Origin of the sequence: Ruminococcus sp. RTP21198st1_G1_RTP21198_201120 (assembly GCF_040924265.1) — a bacterium.
Taxonomy (GTDB): domain Bacteria; phylum Bacillota; class Clostridia; order Oscillospirales; family Ruminococcaceae; genus Hominimerdicola; species Hominimerdicola aceti.
On sequence record NZ_JBCOMH010000023.1, the window covers coordinates 17,187 to 37,974 of the forward strand.

General features: G+C 41.1%; 15 protein-coding genes and 1 pseudogene. 13 read left to right on the plus strand and 3 right to left on the minus strand.

The genetic code is table 11. The features are described from left to right. The first annotated feature begins 349 nt into the window (after positions 1–349). Both AB5627_RS13030 and AB5627_RS13035 read left to right on the plus strand, forming a co-directional pair. Complete coding sequence (locus AB5627_RS13030; RefSeq protein WP_022287564.1) at positions 350–532, plus strand: hypothetical protein; 183 nt, start codon at positions 350–352, stop codon at positions 530–532. 196 nt (positions 533–728) lie between these two features. Next, positions 729–1,343 carry a sugar O-acetyltransferase gene (locus AB5627_RS13035; RefSeq protein WP_022287565.1) on the plus strand — a complete coding sequence of 205 codons (615 nt, stop codon included), beginning with the start codon at positions 729–731 and terminating at the stop codon, positions 1,341–1,343. Positions 1,344–1,400: 57 nt separating this feature from the next. Here the strand turns inward: AB5627_RS13035 and AB5627_RS13040 are convergent, their stop codons facing one another. Both AB5627_RS13040 and AB5627_RS13045 read right to left on the minus strand, forming a co-directional pair. Then, complete coding sequence (locus AB5627_RS13040) at positions 1,401–5,558, minus strand: C1 family peptidase (RefSeq protein ID WP_022287566.1); 4,158 nt, start codon at positions 5,556–5,558, stop codon at positions 1,401–1,403. Between the two features lie 75 nt (positions 5,559–5,633). Further along, positions 5,634–6,098 carry a DUF3592 domain-containing protein gene (locus AB5627_RS13045; RefSeq protein ID WP_022287567.1) on the minus strand — a complete coding sequence of 155 codons (465 nt, stop codon included), beginning with the start codon at positions 6,096–6,098 and terminating at the stop codon, positions 5,634–5,636. A 295-nt stretch (positions 6,099–6,393) separates the two neighbouring features. Between AB5627_RS13045 and AB5627_RS13050 the strand changes: the two genes are divergently transcribed. From AB5627_RS13050 to AB5627_RS13065, 4 genes and pseudogenes are all read left to right on the plus strand, one after another. Continuing rightward, a complete protein-coding gene (locus AB5627_RS13050) occupies positions 6,394–6,978 on the plus strand; it encodes a TetR/AcrR family transcriptional regulator (protein WP_022287568.1) in 585 nt (194 codons plus the stop codon). An 83-nt stretch (positions 6,979–7,061) separates the two neighbouring features. After that, positions 7,062–8,288, plus strand: a complete 1,227-nt coding sequence (locus tag AB5627_RS13055) for a hypothetical protein (RefSeq protein ID WP_333635191.1) — start codon at positions 7,062–7,064, stop codon at positions 8,286–8,288. Between the two features lie 31 nt (positions 8,289–8,319). Next, the gene (locus tag AB5627_RS13060; RefSeq protein ID WP_022287570.1) at positions 8,320–8,466 is read left to right on the plus strand and encodes a hypothetical protein; all 147 of its coding nucleotides are present in this window, start codon (positions 8,320–8,322) and stop codon (positions 8,464–8,466) included. A gap of 388 nt (positions 8,467–8,854) precedes the next feature. Further along, positions 8,855–9,010: pseudogene (locus AB5627_RS13065) on the plus strand (alpha/beta-type small acid-soluble spore protein); the annotation flags it as partial. Positions 9,011–9,172: 162 nt separating this feature from the next. Here AB5627_RS13065 and AB5627_RS13070 read toward each other — a convergent pair. Next, entirely contained in the window at positions 9,173–10,045 is an 873-nt protein-coding gene (locus AB5627_RS13070) for an Abi family protein (RefSeq protein ID WP_022287572.1), read from the minus strand. Positions 10,046–10,365: 320 nt separating this feature from the next. Between AB5627_RS13070 and AB5627_RS13075 the strand changes: the two genes are divergently transcribed. The 7 genes from AB5627_RS13075 to AB5627_RS13105 all read left to right on the plus strand — a co-directional run. Further along, positions 10,366–10,758 (plus strand): BlaI/MecI/CopY family transcriptional regulator, encoded by a 393-nt coding sequence (locus AB5627_RS13075; protein ID WP_022287573.1) that lies wholly within the window; start codon positions 10,366–10,368, stop codon positions 10,756–10,758. Then, complete coding sequence (locus AB5627_RS13080) at positions 10,748–11,971, plus strand: M56 family metallopeptidase (RefSeq protein ID WP_022287574.1); 1,224 nt, start codon at positions 10,748–10,750, stop codon at positions 11,969–11,971. Before AB5627_RS13075 ends, AB5627_RS13080 begins: the two co-directional genes overlap by 11 nt. A 403-nt stretch (positions 11,972–12,374) precedes the next feature. Next, positions 12,375–13,676 (plus strand): DUF2079 domain-containing protein, encoded by a 1,302-nt coding sequence (locus AB5627_RS13085; protein WP_288177813.1) that lies wholly within the window; start codon positions 12,375–12,377, stop codon positions 13,674–13,676. Between the two features lie 323 nt (positions 13,677–13,999). Continuing rightward, complete coding sequence (locus tag AB5627_RS13090; protein ID WP_265290506.1) at positions 14,000–15,067, plus strand: helicase RepA family protein; 1,068 nt, start codon at positions 14,000–14,002, stop codon at positions 15,065–15,067. A gap of 545 nt (positions 15,068–15,612) precedes the next feature. Further along, positions 15,613–15,762, plus strand: coding sequence for a hypothetical protein (locus AB5627_RS13095; RefSeq protein WP_158455053.1), 150 nt, complete (start codon positions 15,613–15,615; stop codon positions 15,760–15,762). A 155-nt stretch (positions 15,763–15,917) separates the two neighbouring features. Next, positions 15,918–17,618: a recombinase family protein gene (locus AB5627_RS13100; RefSeq protein ID WP_022286658.1), complete on the plus strand. Its 1,701-nt coding sequence runs from the start codon at positions 15,918–15,920 to the stop codon at positions 17,616–17,618. 133 nt (positions 17,619–17,751) lie between these two features. Continuing rightward, the coding region (locus AB5627_RS13105) for an Ig domain-containing protein (protein ID WP_368369891.1) at positions 17,752–20,788 on the plus strand (3,037 nt) is incomplete at its 3' end.

The following is a 20,788-nucleotide window of genomic DNA, read 5'->3' on the forward strand; positions in this document are numbered from 1 at the left end:
AATAATTTTATCACAAAATTTTAATCTAGTCAAGTATTTACCCCATACTTATGTATATTTTTTCAAAAATCGTACATTTTCAGTGTAATATACAATGCTAACCATTTACAAAAAGCTCAGTTTGTGCAATTTTATACTAAGCTGAAAGCTATAATTTTCTTCATTTAAAATTGTTAAATCATGAAACGTTTTGAATAATATTTTTACCACAAGATTTTTGTTCCAGACAAAAGCTGACTTGATTTTTATCTGCATTTTACACGGCTTTTATTGATTATCAGGCAAAACCAGCATATAATCATAATAGTAATTATGGCGAAGTATGAGAAATATGATTGGAGCGGTGTTTATGATAGTAAAAATTTTCTGTGCGGTTTTGGTAGCCCTTGGAGTGAGCGTTGCAATTGTTCTAGGCGGTCTGATAATTTTGGCTTCTTGTGTTAGTGGCAGAAAAAAGCCCGCTGGTGACAATACCGCTGATGACGAGGACACATTTATTTACACAAATTATATGCAGGGATTTTACCTATAACTTTTTCTATCCTGCCAAGCTTTTTAAATAGTATACTCATCAAGTGGAGAGTGCTTTGCCCATAAGCATTCTCCACTTTTGTATACCATTTTTTATTCTATCACTCGACCCCCAAAAAACTATTGACACAGCCTGAAACTTGTGCTATACTCTCAACAAAATCAAATGACACTACACGCAGAAAGGGCGTTTTATAATGACTGAAAAAGAAAAAATGCTTGCGGGCAAGATATATGACTCCTCCGACAAGGAGCTTGCAGAATTGAGGACAAAGGCTCACAAGCTTTCACAGCAGTACAGCAGTTTGTATGAAGATGATGAGAGAAGAAACGCTATCATTGACGAGCTTCTGCCCGACCATGGCGAGGGATTTTTTCTCCAAGGTCCTGTGTATTTTGACTATGGCGTTTTCACAAAGTTCGGCTCAGGCTGCTATGCAAACTTCAATCTGACAGTGCTTGACACCTGCCCTGTGACCATTGGCGACAACGTGTTTTTCGGTCCCAACTGCACCATTGCCACACCTGTTCACCCATTCAGATGGCAGGAGCGTAACATGAAGAAAAAGTCTGACGGCACTTTTTATGATGATGAATACGGCAAGCCTATCACCATACACTCCAACTGCTGGATAGCGAGCAATGTTGTCATCACAGGCGGAGTTACCATAGGCGAGGGCTGTGTTATCGGTGCAGGAAGCGTTGTCACCCGTGACATACCGCCAAATTCTCTTGCGGCAGGAAATCCATGCAGAGTTATCCGTGAGATAACTGAGGAGGATTCTATCAAGTACAAAGCAGAACTTTTCTGAGCATAAAAAATACCCCTGACCAGAAAATGATCAGGGGCATTTTTATCGTCTGTCGGATCATTGAGTATAGACCCATTTTCTATCGGACCACGCTCCGTTATAAGTCTTTCCGCCTTTGACAGTGTAGCTTCTTACACGTACGTAATATTTTTGATATCTTGCAAGTCCAGAAACTGTCTTTTTATCGGTGCGGTTGTTTGTTACCTTTACGCTTTTTGCTCCCTTAAAGTCGGAACGCTGTGAGTATGATATTTCATATCCCGTGGCAGACCCTTTCTGTGCATAATCTATAAAGAAGCCTGCATATGTGCCGTAAAGCTTCTGTATCACCTGCTTTGCAGGATAGATAGCAAAGCTTTTGGTGATAACTCCGCCGTAAATGCCCTTGCCTGTGATAGTCACCTTTGCGGTGCCGACCTTGGTGTTTGCAGAATATTTCACAGTGTAGTCTGTGCCGTTTTTAAGTGTCTTTGAGCCGTATTTTACTGTGATCTTCTGCGTTATCGCCTTGCCGGTAAAGCTTTTTGAAGAAATACCGCTGACCTTTGCGTTTGCAAAATTAGTCTTTGCCGTCACAATGCTTTTAGCGTCTGACCAATTGCCGTAATAGGTCTTTCCGCCCTTGACAGTATAAGAGCGAACTCTTACATAATATGTCTTTGAAGCCCCTAATCCAAGTACCGTCATCTTATCCGTCTTGTTGGTGGTGAATCTGTATGTGGAAGCATTTGAAAAATCAGATCTTGTGCCATACTGGACCTCATAGCCTGTTGCAGATCCTTTCTGCACAAAATCCACAAAAAAGCCCTTGTATCTTGTTTCAAGCACCTGTATCTGCTGTTTTGCAGGATTTATAACAAAAGAAACGGTCTGCTTGCCCTTATAGTTTCCGTAAAATTCAACTGTTATCTTGCCCGTGCCAACATTCACGTTTGAGAAATACATCACCATATAATCAACATAACGTTCAAGGGTCTTATTGCCGTCCTTTATAAGCACATCAGGTGTTATCTCCTTGCCGGTGAACGACAGTGGTGTAGCGTAATAAAGCTTGACCTTGGAAGCGTCCTTTGGCTGGATAGTAAAGCTTTTTGCAACAGAGCCTCTGTATTCGCCTTTTCCAACAAATGTCATTTTTGCAGATCCTGCGTTAAGATTGGTCTTATAATAAACAGTGTAATCCACGCCCTCTTTAAGCGCTTTGCCCTCATAGGTGAGCGTTACGTCAGGCTGTTCAATATTCTTTCCTGTGTATGTGAAGCTGTTCTTGAAGCCTGATATCTCGCAGTCTGCAATAAGCTTGCTGTCAGAATACTCCGCTGTGACAGTCATATCCTCCGTGACGTTTTTATAGTCCTTGTCCCAGCCTGTAAAACGCAGACCCTTTATAGCAGGGGCTTTCGGAGCTTTTGCAGACTTACCATATTCCACTGTCTGCTGACTTATCACCTTGCCGTCCTTATCCACAAACGTAACGTTATATGTATAAGGCTTCCATGCGGCATAAAGGGTCTTTGCACCGCCTGAATATGATATGCTTTCTATTCTTTCACCAGAAAGTGCAGCGTTATCATACCAGCCTGCAAAGTCTGCACCCTCTTTTGTCGGTTCGGAAAGCGTCACGCTTTCGCCTTTGCTGAGGTATTCTGGATTGCCTGTGCTGTTCGTGCCGCCATTTAAAACATAGTCGATAGTGACAAATTTTGCTTCAACAAGCTTTGCCTTTACTGTGCTGTCAGCAGTATAAACTGTGTTCGCATCGACAGCAATGCCGTTCTTGTACCATTTAAGAGCATAACCGCTTTGCACTTTGACAGCAGGATATTTCACCTTGCCGTCCTTATCAGTGCAGGCATAATGCTTGCCGTCGGGGGCTTCAAATGTTATCTTGTGCGAAGCCTGCTCCCCAGGACGAGTTAGCCTTGCTTTGCCGTCTGCCATTGTCCACCTGCCGCTGTCTGTCTGCTTTCCGCCAATGGTATTCAGCGAATAAGCTGCAGAGCTTGTAACGTTAGACAAAGCCGTTTTCTTTACCTTGCTGTCAGAAAAGTTGCCATTATACCAGCAACCGGCATATTGCTGTCCATAATAAAAAGCGTCATTATCGATACTGCCCACCATAGCTTTAGCATTTGAACTGCTTGACTTTGCAAGGTCTGAAGCACACTCTGTCAGGGTCAGACCACCTGCTTTGCCCACGATTCCGCCTGCTGAGCTTGTACCCTTGACAGTTCCGCTGAACGTACAGCGCTGGATAGATACCGCATCAAATTCACCTACGATCCCGCCTGCGTACTTACCGCTGACAGTTATTTTCTCAGCACTGAGATCTCTTATCTGCGCTCTGTCCTCAGCATAGCCGAACAGACCTGCATAAGAATTATTTTGGATAACAGCGTTTTTCAGAACGTGTCCGTTGCCGTCAAAATATCCGCAAAAAGGCTTTGAAGCCGTTCCTACTGCCGATATCTTTGCACCACCGAAGTCGATGTCTTTTTCAAGCACAACACGCTTTCCTGCAAAGCTTTCACCGCCTGATACACGCTTTGCGAAGTTTTTCCAATCCGTCGCTGTCTTTATAACAAGGCTTTGTTCCTTTATCTCTTTCGCCTTTGCCTTTATAAGAAGCTTGGCATTGGTAATATCGTTCTTTGATGCGTTTTCGTCTGCAATAACTTTCTTGCCGTTGTTGACCTCACGCTCATAACCGCTCTGCTTTTCATACTTTGCCACAAGTGTTTCAAGCTCGCTTTTATCAGACTTATCTATATCATCGGTATAGGCAAATATTATAGGCTGACCAGTATAAGCGTCCTTGTCGGTAACGTCCGTCCAACTGTCGCCGTCATTGGAAATATACGCCTGACCAGGCTTCATGACCCCGTCTGAATAGCCATAAACGGTCACATAGCCTGAGCCGTCATCACCGCTGAATGTCATCACGACAGAATATCTTTCGCCCTCGTCAAGCTCAACATCAGGGATATCCACGGTATAAAAGCCGTCGCTCTGCACCTTTCCGCTGACCTCACATTCAAGTATCCCAACAGGAGTGCTGTCTGAAACAGAAGTGTAGACCTGCACGGTGTAGTCAGACTTTCCAGTGTAGCCAAGATACATAAAGCCCACTTTGTCAAGAAGCTCGTCTTTTTTTGCTGTAAAAACATCAGCACCGCTCATTTTGTTTTCATTGCTAACATAAAATATAGAATTATCCTTATTAGCAGGATAATGGTAATTATTATCACAGCTTTCAGTGAGGTCGAACGCCACCCAATCGGTCATTTCTGCCTCTTCATAGGATATCCAGTAATAACCGTCCGTGCCACTGGATACTCCCCAAGAGCCTTTCACAAGCCATGCCCCGTTTTTCTTTGGCTGATAGCCTGCAAGGAAATTTGACTTGCTATAATTATCGTCCCAGCCCACTACGCTTACGGCATGATTTATTCCACTATATTTTGTAGTTTCCGGATCGTAATAGCTTTTGTTATCAAAGGTCATATACAGGTCGTCTGCATAATAGCTCACCATTACTCCGCCAAGCTCTTTTATCTTGTTTTTAATGGCGTTTCGTCCGCCTGTGATAGTGGAAGCGTAATTAAGCTGATATTCGCAAACGCCCTTTTTCTCCTCAGATACGATAGTGGCTTCCGTTCCGTCGGACACGAAAGGCTCATATTCATCATAGCAAAGTCCCCTATGAGCCGCCATAGCAAGGGACGAATCCATCCACGTTCCGCCGCAATCCCATATTGACTCGTCAAATCCGCCGTTAGCATATGTAGAGAGGACAAGGCTCGGCACAGAAAACTGCACGTTTTGATTTTCAAGCCCCTTTTGGATAAGATTGCTCTCTGTGCAGGAAAGTGCCGCAAACGCCCAGCAAGTGCCTGTCTGGAACTGATTTTTGATAGTCGTCAGCGTATTCTTAGATCTGGGGTCATATTTCGCAGGCAGCGAAGCCGTTGCCTTTTGTGCGTAAGCTGAAACCCCGTCGTCCGTATCGACCAAATCTTCATCAGCGATCTCCGATTTTTCCAGACCTTCCTTTTCGTAGCCATAACCATTATCAGTAAAAATTATCCTGCCCATCTTGAATTTCGGGCTGTCATTATCTCCGCCATGCTCCATATCCGCAAAAGCTGCGCAAGGAAACTGCACTGACAATATCGCCGCCGTCAAAATGGCGGCACATTTATAGATCACCTTCATAAAGATCTCCTTTCTGCTTTTCTGTTATTTAGTTGCACAAAGTTTCTTTTGGTTACTATTTTAATGATTACTTTTTTATCTCTTTCTCCCCACTGAGATAATATTTTTCTTAGTAAGCACAAGTAGCACAATGCCAAGCAAAAGTATCAGCGGCCAAGTAAGATACGGTCTTTTATCATTATCAATATCGGTCACGACCTTATCAGGCTCACCATTTTTATCAGTGTTGTAATACACGTTCACTTTTTCGTTCTGACTCACATAATATGTGCCTGTGAAGATCTCTCTTGTGTACTCCTTGCCGCCAACATCAAAAGCGACAGTTATGTAATATGTTTCAGCTTTGTTGCTTGCCTTTTTGTTATGTCCCCAAGTTTTCAACTCATGGTCTATCCACTTCACATAGCCTGTGGTTTTCTCAGCACTTGACATGAAAACCCTGTTTGAAACATACTTGCTGAGATTATAGATAGTAGAGAAACCACCCATAAGAATAAAAACGATACTCAGAGCGATAAGCCCTGCATTTTGCTTTTTCATTTGATATACCCCCTGAACAGAAATGTTGTGTTAATATGAATTTATTATATCATATGAGAACATGGAAAGTCAATAAGCCTATCCCATCTTTCCATAAGTCTTATGGACATATTTATTAGTACGGTTTTGATCGTTGAGGTAAGCCGCTATTTTCTTTCTGCTGTAAGGACTTTTTTATAAGATCATGTTGAAACTTTATTTTCTTCATTTTTTGAATAATTCTTGACTTTGTTACAAATCTGTGTTATACTAATCATAAACGAACGGTCGGTACGCATAAAAGGAGCGAAGCAACATGAAAACAACTGAGCAACAGCACAATGAGCGGAAACGTGAACTAATGGAAAAGTGCTTCGAGTGCTATGCGGAAAACGGGCTCACAGGCACAGGAATTAAAGCACTAGCCGATGCGTGCGGATGCACGAAAGCAAATTTGTATTCGTATTTTAAAAACCTTGATGAACTGATCATTGAGTCAACGGCATACTGTATGGAAAAGGTTGAGGACGACTTTATGGAGATGGCACCCACCGACCCCGAGGATGTTGTCCGTTTTGTGAAGGAGGTCCCGTATTGGACAGCAAAAAAGCACGGAAAAAAATATCGCCTGATGTATCAGATATATACGCACCCGAAGTATATCGAGTACGGCAAGAAATTCTTTGAGGGCGTGAACGAACGCTATACCGAGTACGCCAAGCGGCTGGAGCCGAAGATCGGCATTCCCTATACGGTCATCACGCCGCTGATCTTTATATTCGTCCGCGCCTGCGTTCATTATGCGATGTTTGAGGATGAATATTATCTGAAAACCCAGATGGAGGTCTTAAAACAGGGGGTCGCCCTGTTTGTGGATAAGTACAAAGCAAACCAAGCATAAGCCTATCGACCGCCGCTCATTTACGGCGTAGGCAGCGGTGCAAAGCTCCGCCGTGATAAACAATTCCGAACGGAGGAAAAAAGATGAAAACAAGAAAAAAACTACTCACAGGTACACTTTTGGCGCTTTGCACCGCTCTTTTGGTGCTTTGCAGCGTGCTTGCAATAGGATGGAGCAAGGCGGCAAAAACAGGCGACGCACTGCCGGAGGTGCGAAACAACGGCACGGCGATTCAGTGGAAATACAGCGACGAAGCCGACTGGCACAACCTTGTGGCGCTTACCGAGCTGCGGGGCACTGCCGGAGAAAACGGAGCAGACGGTAAAAATGGTAAAGACGGCTCTGACGGCATTAACGCCAAAAGCATAGAGGTGCAGCGAGCTGAAACCCACATACAGTGGCGTTACGAGGGCGATGAGTGGCAGGACCTTGTGGCGATAGCCGACATCACAGGCCCCACCGGGCAGAAAGGTGCAGACGGAGCAAACGGAAAGACACCGGAGTTCCGTGTAAGTGAAAACACCCTGCAGTGGCGCTATGTCGGCGATGAAATATGGCTGAACCTGTACGATCTTTCGGTTTTGAAAGGTCTTGACGGCAAGGATGGTATAAACGGAAAAGACGGAGCCGACGGCAAGGACGGAACAAACGGACAAAACGGCTCCGATGGCGCGGACGGCAACACCCCCTTCATTGGTGAAAACGGCAACTGGTGGATTGGAGAAACCGACACCAGCGTAAAAGCCGCAGGCATTGACGGCACAGACGGTGTTGACGGCACAGACGGCGAAAAGGGAGACAAAGGCGACAAGGGAGACAAAGGCGACAAGGGAGATAAAGGCGAAAAAGGAGATAAAGGCGACAAGGGCGATGCCGGTCAGAACGGCAGCTGTTCGGGGTATTTTCACGCCTCAAACGGCGGCACCGGCGCTTCATTCAATCAGCCGCTTCAGTTGTTTGAAGATTGCAATTCCGGAGGACTTTTTGTATGGGATCGAGCCAATAGAACCGTAACGCTGAAAGCCGGACATACATACAGTATTTCATTCAGCGGTTCGGTCTGCATTTCTCACGACATGGGTGGATGGTACTCGGTAGTATTGAAAGGCAGACAAGGCATTCTTAATGATACATTGATCGAAAGGTATATGAACGATGCAGATAATTCACGAGTGTGGATGCCGTTTGCATTCAACCGCATCTACAATGCCGGCAGTGATATTGTGCTGCAATATGAATTTATCCAGTTGACCCCCGGCACACAGCTGAACGGTGCTGTCTATAATATTACAATCATTGCTCTTGATTGAGCCGACATATACAAAACGGAGGTAGCAAGAAATGAAAAAACGAATACTCAGCATCCTGCTCACCCTTTGTATGGTTCTTTGCCTTGTGTCGACAAGTGTATTTGCCGAGGATAATATGGCAGCGAGTGGGACGGCGGAAGTTTCCACAGCGGCGGAACTGGTTTCAGCAATCAGATAAGCTTCATACGGAACAGTCAAACTGACGTCAGACATTACCATTTACACCACATTAGTGGTCAACCGCACCGTCACCCTTGATCTCAACGGTTATGTGCTGAAATACGGCAGCAGCAGTGCAGGGCATGTAATCACTGTGTCCAGTGGTATTTTGACAATTGAAAACAGTGACTATACAAAATCACACAATTTCCAAAAGAAGTATAATTTATATGTAAATGATTTTTTTTGAATTTTGCTCCGTTTAAAATCATACTAATTTTAGCTTTTAATTTTTTTCATTCCAAAAACCGCCCCATTTCGTTCTATAAATTACCTCTTATAATCAAATCATGCAGACATATAATATTATTGCAAGCCCGAAAAACAAATGAAAAGGAGATACGAAAATGAAAGGTATCACAACTCAGGAAGGCAGAGAAACACTCAACAAGTTCAAGATGGAAGCAGCTAACGAAGTTGGCGTAAACCTCAAGCAGGGCTACAACGGCGATCTTACAGCTCGTGAGGTCGGCTCTGTAGGCGGTCAGATGGTCAAAATAATTAGTCCTGAACAACAATGGATATTTACCCGAAACAGCGTAAGAAACACAGGTCATTGCATCGAGATTACATATGCCGTTAGACTGTCAGTATAGGAGCAGCACAACGATATATTTTCTTATCAAAACATCGCATTTGTAAAAACAAATGCGATGTTTCAATGTTTATTCTTTCAATATGTTAACCCAATCATCTGGAAATCCCATAAGTTTTTTATCAACGTGAGGGTACTTGTGAAAAAGTTTATCTAGTTTGTCCACAAACGCTGTCCAATGTTGATCATTAGTTATTAGATGTTTTATGCAAAGAAGAGTTGCAAATACACGGATACTGCTTATCCCCTTTTCTGTATATTGCTTATATAGCTTTGGCGTTTTAGCAAGATTAACATTATACAAACGTCCATAGTGTGCACAAATATTCCGCACAAAAGCAATGTGTTCGACCCAGCTTTCAAGATAAGTATATCCCACGCCATACAACGTTGCAACGGCTTTTTTGTCCTGAGGTTTCATATTTTTATAAAACTTTGAGAGCGTACCGAAACTGAACAGCTCCACCAAAGCGTAAAACGGAATTTTGCCGTCAGTATAATTATTTTTGAAATTCTTAACAAAAGGGGCTTTGCTATTTCTGGATATTTCCTTTTTTATCTCACAAAGAAAATCATAGTGATAGCCAGGATCATTAAAATTATCCGGATCTTCATATCCTAGTACACCATAAATATGTGAGAAATGATTAGCTACCCTACACCTGAGATTAACTTCGATTTGCTCTATCCAAGTAAATAAGAGTTGCCTGAAGTTGGCGTTAAACAGGTATAACTCAACGATTTGTTCAAAGGATATAGAACCATCAAAATTTTTATTTTTACCTTTTAGTCCAAGATCATATGCTTTTATCAAGCGGAAATATGAAATATCATTAAGAATTCGACGTGCATATTCTTCATTGACAATTCTCAACCCAAGCATTTTCAAGTTCTCGATTTGTTGATCAACATTCATTGATGGTTGCTGTTCTTTAAGCTGCATAAAAAAGTCCCCTAATAATTAAACGACCCGACGTGGTACGCATTGCTAAGAGGCGTGTCGGGTTCTGTTAATACTATTATATGCGATTTTTTCTAAAAAGTCAATGGTAAATATATCTAGATAGATGTCATGAAAATGAAATTATGTTATTCTTAAGTGCTATCACTCTTTATTATTTTTTATATTAAAGATAGAGTACAGGAATCATTGCATTGTCGAAAATATTAAATAATTGTAAAATCATCACATCATAACTTGACTTGCATTTTAGACAAGTGTATAATATCGTTATAGACAAACGTCTAATACGGAGGTGTGTAATGATAAACCAAATAAAAAAACTTCCAGATGCGGAATTTGAGATAATGAAAACTATTTGGAGTATGAGCGAACCTGTCACAAGTTCTCAGATAGCAGAAAAAATGAGCGACCATAATTGGAAATTACCAACTCTCACATCATTTCTTAAACGCCTTATTGAAAAAGGATTTTTAAGAACGGAGAAAACAGGTAAGGAGCGTCAGTATTATTCGCTGGTATCCCAATCGGATTATCTTAAATTTGAAACAGAAAATTTCTTTGGCTCGGTCCATAACAACTCACTTTCAAGCCTTGTTACAAATCTATACGAAACTGATAAGCTAAGCAGTCAGGATATCGATGAGCTGATACGTTTTCTTGAAGAAGTAAAGGACAGAAATAATGATAAATAATTTATTTACATATTTTATACGGAGCAATGTACTGATAGTGTGCCTGTATCTTTGCTGTAAAATATTTTTAGCTGTAGGCAAAAAGCGTCAAAAATTATCATTCTACAAGGTATGTTCAGCGTTGTCATTGCTGATAATATTCCCCTTAGACCTGACCACTCTTATTCCTCACCAGGCTGTCACCGCTGACGTAGTTCAGAATATTTACGTACAAAAATACATTTTTACAGAAACGCAGCATATTCCAGCTGTCAAGAAGATAATGCCTTTTCTTGTTGCGGTCTGGTGTATTGGTGTAGCTTTCAACAGCTTTGTTTGCATTTACAAGTACCTTGCCTTAAAGCGCTTTGTTGACCGCTGGGCAACAAAAAATGGTGTATACAAATGCGGCAATAAAAGCCTGAAAGTAAAAAAGTGCCCAGGCATTTCAAGCCCTATGCTTATGGGCGTGTTCGCCCCTGTAATAATTCTTCCTGACAATATCGCAGCTGATAATTATGATGTGGTATGTATGCACGAAAAATTTCACTATCTTAATCACGATATATTCATAAGGATAGTAATGCAGGTCGTTTGTATAATCAATTGGTTTGATCCGCTTGCATACAAGCTTTCACGCAGTATGAATTTGCTGTCTGAGATAGCTTGCGACGAAAAAGTTGTCAAGGAGATGAATGATACCGAGAAATATAACTACTGCGGTATGCTGATAAACAGATGTGAAAATGGTAAACAAGATACAGCATTTTCAGCGTGTTTGTATTCACAAAAAGAAAAGGTGAAAACTAGGATAAACGAGATAACTGCCAAGAAAAAGAAGTCATATGCAAATATTATAATACTTGTTGCTATAACTTTGAGCACGCTTATCCTCTGCTCTTTTGTTGACATTAATATCGATGACGAGCTAAGTTCGACCCACACCTTTAACAATGGTGAAATGGTAACAAAAGAGCCTGTTTTCGTGAATGAAGGTCAAAAAATAACTATAAAGATCGAACTTGACCTGTCCTCTGATTATTCAGACAAAGACGGAGAGTATATTGAACTAGGCTACTATCAGGACGGAACAGAACACAGAATTTTCTGTGACAAGACTGCAGGCAACGAGATAAATTTTACCGCTAATAAAGACGGCGACCACACTTTTTATTTAAAAAATTACTCTGCATATAAAATAACCCTTTCGGAGTTTGACGTCAATGTTCAGTAACAAACAAAACCTCCTCTCGTATATTTTATGCGGATATATTCTTGGCTGTTTGTATACCATGCTTATCAGCGACGCCGATCCTATCTCAAAGTATTATGTATCGAACATTTCGCTGCTGCAATTAGTCATTCCCACCATCGCATTTTCAGCAACACTTTGCCTTATAACTGTTTTCAAAAGAGTTAATTTAAATTTGCTTTTGACATGATTGATATTTGCTTATTCGTTGATATCAATATGGAAAATGACCAATACCACAGCATATTTCGGCTTTGCCTGCATTGCTGTTTTGGCTATAATAATATTTAGGTTTGCTGATATAAAGGAAACTGAAATATTAAAATGCCGAAAAACGGAGATAATTTCAGTTCTGTTGTTCACGGTGATATCAGTAACAATATTGATGATCGGCACCGTATGCAGACTAAAAAGCTATGAATCATCGTGCTTTGATATGGGAATTTTTCTGCAAATGTTTGAATATATGAGTAAAACGGACAAGCAATACACCACGGTCGAACGAAATGTGCTTATGTCACATTTCAATGTGCATTTCTCACCCTGCTGGTATTTGCTACTGCCAATATATATGATATTTAGAAACTCGGTTGTTTTAGTCATATTGCAAGTGCTTATCATTGCAAGCGGAGTATTGCCGCTGATAAAAATATGCAGGCTTTACAAGCTCGGCAGAACTGACACCGTTTTGTGCAGCATAATATATCTTTTCTACCCTGCATTTTGCAGTTCTCAGTTTTTTGATATCCACGAGAATATGTTTTTACCTGCATTTATATTGTGGCTGTATTATTTTATGTGCAAGAAAAATCACATTGGTGAAGTTGCAGCGTGTCTGCTTATACTCTCAGTCAAAGAGGACGCAGGGGTATACATCATTTGCCTAGGTCTGTATTCCTTGTTTTCCAAAAAGAAAAAGACCAGCGGTTTACTTATCACTATAATCGGCATACTTGGCTTTATTGGCACAAATTTATACATAAACATTTTTGGCGAGGGTGTAAAAGTAAACCGATATGACATTTACTTGGCCGAAAACGACAGCGGACTTATTGCGGTGATCTTAAACGTCATAAAGAACCCGGCATATTTTGTGTCAAATCTGATAACAGTAGATAAACTGCTTTTCCTGCTGTTGATGACAGTGCCTTTTATTTTTGTTTGCTTTAAAATAAACAAAGCGTCAGATCTGTTTTTGCTCGTTCCGCTGATAATCGTTAACCTCAGCACAGACTACACATATCAATATAATGTAGATTACCAATACGTTTTCGGAAGCGGAGCAATGCTTTTCTGTGCTTTTGTTAAAGAGGTATCAACATTAAAGCAGAAACGAAAGGTATTACTTATATCCGCAATGTCAGCGGTCATACTTTTCTCGGTTACAGTTAGTGATAAAATACAGTTATACACCGAACGATATGAAAACACCGCACTTATAACGCAGACTAACGAATTTATCGACACCATAGACAAAACCGTCTGCATATATGCAGACACATATATAATACCGTCGCTTTACAAATTTGATAATGTATATCTTTTGGATAATGCTGATGTTTCAAAAGCTGAAATAATACTTCTTGACAACCGCAAAAATGATTATCAAGGAAAGCTTGAGAAATACAAAAAGACTTTTTCCATTTGTGAAGTTCACGGGATGGTTACTGTATTATTAAATTATTAAATTAAGAATATTATTAAGGCAAAAGTTCTCTAAAAATTCGTTTCTGTTAAATTAATAACGTTTTGACATAGGGGGTATCTCACAGTGCGACGGCGAAAACGCACATCTTACCCCCGTGTCAAAATCAAATCTCCTGTGCAAAACAATGAAAATGGACCATGACTATTGACAAACGTATTAAAATGCGATACCATAAGAATGGAGAATAATATAAGCTCGTAAAGATTTTAAGAGTCTTTGCGAGCTTTTTGTTTTGAATATAAATTTCGCTATGTTCAGTGACAATAACAGAAACTTGAAAACAGAATAGGAGGAATGATAATTTGAAAAAACTTAGCACAAGATCCTGCGAAGAAATAATGACTACGGTGTACAAGCCAATAGAGTTCGTTATAGACGGCTTGCTTGCACAAGGTCTGTATATCTTAGCAGGAGCACCAAAGGTCGGAAAGTCTTGGCTGGCACTGGATATGTGCCTGTCAATAGCGAAAGGAGAAAGTGTTTTAGGTCAGAAAACATTGCAGGGCACGGCATTGTATTTGTGTTTAGAGGATAGCTACGTTCGTATTCAAAATCGCTTGTATGAAATAACTGATGTGCCAACTGAAAATTTGTACTTCTCTGTTATGTCTGAATCTATCGGCAACGGACTTGAAGAACAAATCGAAAGTTTTAAAATTGAACATTGCGGTCTAAAAATTGTGTTCATTGACACTCTGCAAATGGTTCGTGGTTCAACAGATTCAAGCTATGGTTCAGACTACAAAGACCTATCCGTTCTGAAAGCTCTTGCAGACAAGCTTGAGATAACTGTCATAGTGGTTCATCACACAAGAAAATGCAAAGACAGCGACCCGTTCAATATGATCTCAGGTTCGACAGGACTGAGCGGCTGTGTAGACGGAAGTATGGTTCTGATCGAAACAAAACGTGGCAGCCGTAATGCAAAACTTTATTGTGTAGGACGTGATATTGAAAACGCAGAAATTAATTTGCAGTTCGATAGTGATTTGAAAAAGTGGGTCGTTACCGATGAGCCGACCGCTCCAAAAAGTAAGGACAACATTTTTCTTGCGGCATTGTATGTTTACATCAAAAAGAAAGTTGATTTTTCAGGTACGGCGTCAGAACTTATAGAGAAACTGAAAAGTGTTTCTGATGAAACATTTTATCCAAACAGAGTTACAAGAGATCTGGTTCAGAACGGCTACACACTCAGAAAGTACGGGATAGATTTTCAGTACAAGCGAACTAGAAACGGCAGGCTGATAATTCTTCATTACGACCGTGAGCTTGACAGTAGTGACAGTAAAAAGTTAAATCAATGTTTACTGTCAACCCAAATCAGCGAACGTGGGGCGATTTGTGGGCTAAAAAAATCAGTCTGGTAAGTTTAGCAGAAACTCACCAAAACCACACACAAGCGATTTGTGAGCCGCTGTGAGCGATATTTTAAATAAGGTTAGCTTGTGCAAGTCGAACTCGACGATTTGAGCAATTATGTACTTTTCACAATTCAGCAGCTAGAGCTATAACCACCAAAGCTAAATATTTCATTGCAAGTTAAAGTTTCGGGGTCGCAGCCCCCGAAACACTCACAGCGGACAGCAAAGCTGTCCGCTAAAGTGCCGTAAATACGCAGTTTGCGAGATACGACAAGGTCGAGAAGTCAATGGGGTCGTAAAAACAGGTCCTTGATAATTCAGAGGTCGCACACCGCTAAAATCAGGCTGAAACAGCGTAAATGCGTGCTATCGTGTCGGCGTCGAAAGGTATAAATGCAATAAAATCAAGCAAGTTTTTTGTTGCAGTTGGTGATTACTATTTCAAAGTTTTTGTGATATCATTGACTGGAAAAACAGTGAAAAACAAATGGATAATTTTTGATGAGTGTGAGAAAATATTACTGATGCAAATGGAAAAGGAGAGATGTCTATTGAGTAAAAATCCGAAAAGTCCCTATTCCAAGCTGGAAATGAAGAAGAAAACCCTGGCTGCTTGGACTAAGCTGCTGCTCAACAGCGGCGAGATCGACATCAAAAAGTACAACAGAATGATAATGATGATCGAAAGACTGGCGGCATGACCGCAAATGCAGTGCCGAAAGGCATTGCTACATATTGCCACAGGTAAGTTATTCCGTGCCATTGACCCTGTGCTGTCGGCATGGTATAATCATATTAACTAAACAAAATCAAAGTCAAAACAATCAGTCAAGGCTTTGACGAAAGGAGAATTTTAATGGATATTTATGCAGCCGCTGACCTTATGAAACGTGAGCGGAAAACAATTTTTGATCTTGAAATCAATGTTACATTTTATGCACGAGTATCAACGACCCGTGATGAACAGGAAAACTCTATTGAAAATCAGATAAACTTCTTTACAGAGATGATAAAGTCAAACCCAAATTGGAATTACATTGAGGGGTATGTTGACAGGGTCAGAGGAGAACACGCTGAAAACCGTGCTGAATTTATGAGAATGATCGAAGATGGAAAAGCAGGAAGGTTTGACCTTGTACTTACAAAAGAAGTCAGCCGTTTCGCAAGAAATACTATCGACAGCCTTACCTATACCCGTGATCTTATCCGAGCAGGGGTAGGGGTCTTCTTCCAAAATGATAACATTTGTACCATTGATTCTGACAGCGAAATGCGTCTTACTATAATGTCAAGCATCGCCGCTGATGAAGTCAGGAAACTTTCTGAACGTGTTCGCTGGGGTCACAAGCGTTCAATAGAAAGCGGAAATGTTATGGGCAACAATCGTATATTCGGCTATGATAAAGATGACTGTAAACTTGTCATAAACGAACCTGAAGCAGAAATGGTAAGAATGATATTTGACCTTTACTCTACTGGTGATATGAGCGTCAGAAAGATAGAACGAATACTATATGATAAGGGCTACCGTGGACGCAATGGTACAAGGATACATCACAACACCGTTTCAGGCATTATACAAAACCCAAAATATAAAGGATTTTACTGTGGTAACAAAGTAAGAATAGTTGACTACCGCACAAAAGAACAGCGTTTTTTACCCAAAGAAGAATGGGTGATGTACAAAGACGAAACAGGCGAAGTCGTACCTGCCATAGTATCTGAGGAAACATGGAACAAGTGCAACAGAATATTTGAAACAAGAAGTGCTGCCATAAAAAGCCGTGAACACTCATTTAAAGACACAAGTGTCTTCACCGGTAAGATATGGTGTGCAGCTCACGACAAGCCATATTGGAGGACAAGTTACTCAAACAGCGTATCAAAAGGTCAGCCAATATATCAATGGATATGCTCAGAAAAAAAGAAAGAAGGTGCAAAAAGCTGTGCGTCATTTGCAATAATGGAATCGGAACTTTACAGCATACTGTCGGGATTTTTCAAGGACGTGGCTGAAAACCTTGAGGATTATGTTGAAACATTTCTTCGGATATATAAAGAATCAGACCGCTCTGCCGAGGCAATGCGGCAGGTAAGCGGCCTGAAAGCAACACTGGAAAAGGAAAATAAAAAGCGTGATAAACTGCTGGAGCTCTATATGGAGGAGCTTATCACAAAATCAGAATTTACAAAACGTAATACCGAGAGCAGTGAACTAATAAAAGGAATAGAACATCAGATAAGATTTATCGAAAAGAAAAGCGAAAACGACAATAGTTATGCAAAAGCTATAAAGCGGATTGAAAAATACTTCCGTGAAATGTATGATCCTAGCCTACCAATGAACAAGGAACAAGTCGACGAAATGGCAAAGGCAGTCATAGACCGTATAAGTGTAGTTCCAATAAATAAGAACACAATGAAACTGGAAATTAAACTTCTGACAGGTGAATCAGAGCCGATGACATACATTAGGAACGGAGAAAGATATGCTCGGCGTTCTGGACTCACCAGCAAGAAGATGATCGACGCTTACAAGACAACAGGCAACAAGTAATTTCTCCTAAAAGTCCTAAAAACTCCGCCGTGGCATTTCGCTGTGGCGGAGCTTTTTACTTGAAATCAGGCAAAAAAAGTAGTATAATATACACATAGGGTCGGGGTAAAGATCATAGTAAAGAGGGATAAATATGTTGACTAAAAAAATCGCCGCAGGACTTACAGCTTTTATTATAACAGCTTCTGCCGCACTGCTTCCGCTTCCAGAAAGCATTAACGGCATATTGGGGAACACCGCTATATCAGCTCAGGCTTATTCTGCAAACGGCGCCGTAAAAATACCGTCAGATTTTCTGACTTTTAACAGCTCCGATCAGGTTTTCGTAAACGTGGTTTCTGCCACTAAAAACGGACTATACTATTATACTGTGGAAAACTACAAGAAGCTAATTAAATTCTATAGCTTTTCCAACAACTCCGTGAGAACTGTAGCAACGCTTGGTGACATTATAAATGTATATGCCAACAACTCCAAGATCTATTATATCGAAAGAGATACCAGCACATACAATTCCAGCGTGAAGGGCTCGTCATATTCTTATTACATAAAGACCTTTGACACCGATACGGAAAAGGTGACCAAAAGCGTTAATGTGAGCAAGTATACCCCCAATGGTATTTTAAATTACCCAAACTGTTTTGGCGTTGACAATAACGGCAGGATATATTACTATGTAACAGACAGCAGTGGTGCTGAAAAGGGCGATAATCTATTTGTCCTGGACTCAAACGGAAATAAGCTGTCCTCCTGCAGCACCGAAGTTGCCATAACAAAGTTCTCAGGCTTTGACAGCACAAACGGAAACTTCTATTTTGAAAGAAACGCTGATTACGTTTATTGGGGCTATACTCACAAAATGAACGCCCTTGGCTTTGGAAACATTTCAAATAACAAAATAACCGTGTCTGATAAATCTATCGACTATTTCTATCAGAAATATTACGATTATCATTATGACAACGCACAAATGCTTGGCAACGGCAAGCTTGCGTGGACTTCTTCTGCAAGCGGCACTGTAAACATCGTGGACTCTGCCAAATTCCATACATCAACAGATAATACATTATCTCTCTTTGGAAGCGTTTCAAGAGCGGAACATGAAAACAAAAATGATCTCTACAACAGCGTTGGAACAAGAACTGTATACAACAGCGAAAATGACAGCACTATCATGTATGTAAACAACAACACTCTTATGGAGTTCAACAATGATTTCAAGCAGGTGGCTTCATATAAAACAGCTTATCCTGTTTTCGCTTTGTATTATACGAACGGCACCGTGACAGCCATAGAGCGTGATACTGACGGCAATTTCTACGAAGAGAATATTGCTTGGAAAATGCCTAGCAGTGTTACGATTTCAAATTCTTCTGCCACGCTCAAAACGGGCAACAGCCTTAAACTTTCTGCAAGAAGCAATTCCGATATAGACTACGGCTTCACATGGTCAAGCAGTGATAATTCTGTGGCTTCGGTTACAAAAGACGGCAAGGTGTACGGAAACAAGGCAGGCGTATGCACAATAACGGCTACCACTGACAACAGTGTGAAAGCAAGCTGTACAGTGACAGTTACGCCTATGGATAGCGACACAAAAGGCTCTGCCACTATACTCAGCGGACGTACAACAGACAATGCTTCAGATAACCATTACAACACATGGTCATCTGTCACAAACTCTTATCTTGTACAAAACAGCGACGAAACGCTCACAAGGCTTGAAAACACATCAAGCGGCATTGTGGTAGAAAACTACTCCGCAGACGGCAAAAAGCTGATCTCACAACGCACTATTTCAAAAGAGCTTAACATATTTGGTGGCTTTTATTCAGGAAAAGACTATAACTATCTCGTGTTCGGTCAGAACAACACTGCCGAAAGCGACAGCAAGGAAGTTGTGAGAGTAGTCAAATACACCAAGAGCTGGAGCAAAGTAAATTCATGCAGTATCTCAGGTGTCAATACAACAAAGCCGTTCTCGGCAGGCTCACTGAGAATGGAAGAAGCAGGCGGAAAGCTTTATGTTTACACCTGCCATGAGATGTATGCTGACAGCGACGGCATAAATCATCAGGCAAATATGCTTTTCACCATTGACGAATCCTCCATGTCCCTGACCGACTCAATGTATGACGTTTCAAATCTTACAGACGGCTATGTTAGCCACTCGTTCAACCAATTCATCAAAGCTGACGAAAGCGGAAAATACATCTACAGAGTTGACCACTCAGAATCAAGCAACTACACAATGAACGGCTCTTACCTCTCTGTAAACGGCATTACTCTCACAAAATATAAGGCTGACGGAAAATCAACCGCCGTGAACGTTTCTATCCCTGTTAAGTTCGATATGAACAAAAGCAACTACACGGGCGCTTCAATAGGCGGTTTTGAGCTTGGCAGCGGAAACTGTCTGATAGCCTATGCAAAAGACGTTTCAAGCAATTGTAAGACAAGAAATGTTTACATAAGCGTCACAGACGAGCTTTTCAACGGTACACAGAACATTGCCCTCACAAACTACGGCACATCAAGTAAAGTGACCTGCCGCACCCCTCAGCTTATAAAGATAAATGACAATCTGTTCCTTGTTATGTGGGAAGAATACAACAGTTCCACAGGCAAGACCGCCACAAAGACAATGACAGTTGACTCAAACGGCAAAACTGTTACCAAAGCCATTTCTCACTCCTTCGGACTTTCAGATTGTCAACCTATTGTATGCAGTGACGGCATGGTAAAATGGTATGTCACAAATAATTCAGCACCGACCCTTTACAAGCTCTCACCATTTGCGCTTGACGATTATCATGAACACAGCTATACAAAAACAGTTCTCAGCAACGCCACCTGCACCACCGCAGGCACAGTAAAATACACCTGCTCATGCGGTGACTCCTACACCGAAACTATCCCAGCCACAGGTCACAAGTCAAGCGGTTGGATAGTCGACAAGGCGGCTTCTATCGGAGTTAAAGGCTCAAAACACAAGGAATGTACTGCCTGCAAGAAAATTCTTGAAACGGCTGAGATCCCTGCACTTTCAAGAATTAGCATTTTAAAGGCAAGCGTGACACTTTCAACTTCGATCTACGCTTATGACGGCAAGGCAAAGAAGCCTGGTGTAACGGTCAAGCTAAACGGCAAAACTTTGAAGAATGGTACAG